This is a genomic window from Halomonas sp. 707D4 (assembly GCF_024158685.1).
In the GTDB taxonomy this organism is placed as follows: domain Bacteria; phylum Pseudomonadota; class Gammaproteobacteria; order Pseudomonadales; family Halomonadaceae; genus Vreelandella.
Map to the genome: position 1 here is coordinate 1 of NZ_JAMZBD010000466.1, position 2370 is coordinate 2370.

Here is a 2370-nt window from a genome sequence, read left to right on the forward strand (position 1 = left end):
TCACGTCTACTAGTCTTTCATCACTCGTTCATTCGACATCTTTCATTACGCCAACGCTTGAGAGGCCGCTCATGAGCCAGAAAAAGTACGTTCTCGCCATCGACCAGGGCACCACCAGCTCGCGGGCGATGCTGTTCGATCACGAAGGCCGGGTCGCCAGCATGGCGCAACACGAGTTCGAACAGATCTTCACCCGGCCCGGCTGGGTCGAGCACTGCCCGCGCGAAATCATGACCAGCGTGCTGACCACCTTGACCGAGGTGATCAACCAAAGCGGCATCGACGCCGCCGAGATCGCCTCCATCGGCATCACCAACCAGCGCGAAACCACCGTGGTGTGGGATAAAAACACCGGCCAGCCGGTACACAACGCCATCGTCTGGCAGTCGCGCCACTCCGCCGAGATCTGCGACGACCTTCGCGAGGCCGGCCACGCGGAGATGATTCGCGAAAAGACGGGCCTTGTGATTGACGCCTACTTCTCCGCCACCAAGCTCAAGTGGATCTTCGACAACGTCGCGGGCGTCAAGGAGAAGGCCGAGAAGGGCGAGCTTTTGTTCGGCACCATCGACTCGTGGCTGATCTGGAACCTGACCGGCGGCAAGGTGCACGCAACGGACGTCAGCAACGCCTCGCGCACCATGCTGTTCAATATCCGCGAGCGGGCGTGGGACCCGGAGCTTCTGGCGCTGTTCGGCGTGCCCGAGTCGATGCTGCCGGAGGTGAAATCCTCAAGCGAAGTGGTCGGTCATATCCTGCCCAAGTACCTGCTCGGCGAAGAGGTGCCGATCGCCGGCATCGCCGGCGACCAGAACGCCGCACTCTTCGGCCAGGCCTGCTTCACCCCGGGCATGGCGAAGAACACCTACGGCACCGGCTGCTTCACCCTGATGAACACCGGCACGACCGCCACGCCGTCGAAAAACGGCCTTCTGACCACCGTGGCCTGGGAAGTGGACGGCACCCTCGAGTACGCGCTGGAAGGCAGCGTGTTCGTGGCAGGCTCGGTGATCCAGTGGCTGCGCGACGGCATGCGCATGCTCGGCAAGGCCTCGGACTCCGAAGCCTACGCGGTGCGCGCCAAGGACAACGACGGCGTCTACATGGTGCCGGCCTTCACCGGGCTCGGCGCGCCCTACTGGAACTCCAACGTGCGCGGCGCCACCTTCGGCCTTTCCCGCGGCACGCAAAAGGAGCATTTCATCCGCGCGGCGGTGGAGTCGCTCGCCTACCAGAGCACCGACGTGCTCAAGGCGATGCAGGCGGACGCCGACATCGCCCTGACGGAGCTTCGTGCCGACGGCGGCGCGATCAGCAACGACTTCCTCGCCCAGTTCCAGGCGGACATCCTTGGCGTCGACGTGCTGCGCTGCGAGGTCAACGAGACCACCGCCCTGGGCGCGGCGTATCTCGCCGGCCTGGCGGTAGGCTTCTGGAAATCCCGCGAGGAGATCACCGAGCAGTGGGCGCTGGAGAAGCGCTTCACCCCGGAGATGAAGGCTGACAAGCGCGACGCGCTCTACGCCGGCTGGAAGAAGGCGGTCAACGCCACCATGGCGTTTCACGTCGACTCCTGAGGCGTCATTCCCTCGCACCGCACCCCCGGCCATCGCCGGGGGTTTTTGGTTGAAGGAGCCTTGCGCCGGGCTAGCGCTTGCGCCCGGCGCAAGGCATCCTGAGAATACGCCGATGCAGGGTGACGAAAGGGGAAGGCAAACAGTGATCAAGGCGGCGATCTATCGGGCGCTGGCGCCAGAGGCGCGACAAGCGCCGGGGCTCTCCTGGACCAATCGCGTCATCTGCGTGTCGATCCTGCTGGCGGCGCTGACCGCGATCCTCGAAACCGAGCGCACCCTGGTCGCCCGGGCTCCAGCGCTGTTTCCTATGCTCGAAACCCTGTTCGTCACGCTGTTTCTGATCGAGTATCTGGTCAGGCTTTACGCCGTGGGAATGGAGCCGCGCTATCGCGGCCTGAAAGGGCGGCTCAGGTATATGGTTTCGTTCTGGGCGCTGGTCGACCTGGTCGCGATCCTGCCCTACTTCGTGGGCTTCATCGCCCACAATAACGCCTTCATGCTGCGCCTTTTACGTCTGGTACGCATGCTGCGCCTGGCACGCCTTGGGCGCTTCAGCCAGGCCTGGCATGCGCTTTCCATGGCGCTCTCGTCGCGCGCCCACGAACTCTGCCTCAGCGCCGGGGTGGCGGGGCTTCTGCTGCTGTTCTCGTCGTGCTGCCTCTACGTGGTGGAAGCCGCCGCCCAGCCCGAAGCCTTCGGCAGCGTCCCCCGGGCGCTCTGGTGGAGCATCGCCACGCTCACTACCGTGGGTTACGGCGATGTCACCCCGGTCACTGCGCTCGGCAAGTTCTTC

The 2370-nt window shown here is 64.6% G+C and carries 2 protein-coding genes; both read left to right on the plus strand.

All coding sequences use genetic code 11. From position 1 onward, the window contains the following. Positions 1-71 precede the first annotated feature (71 nt). The gene (gene glpK / locus BIS11_RS15320) at positions 72-1577 is read left to right on the plus strand and encodes a glycerol kinase GlpK (RefSeq protein ID WP_253424906.1); all 1506 of its coding nucleotides are present in this window, start codon (positions 72-74) and stop codon (positions 1575-1577) included. A 142-nt stretch (positions 1578-1719) separates the two neighbouring features. Further along, a partial coding sequence (locus BIS11_RS15325) for an ion transporter (RefSeq protein ID WP_253586466.1) occupies positions 1720-2370 on the plus strand: 651 nt, incomplete at its 3' end.

Coding starts and splice junctions, on each gene's coding strand:
- glpK (WP_253424906.1), top strand. CDS start 72: ATGAGCCAGAAAAAGTACGTTCTCGCCATCGACCAGGGCACCACCAGC.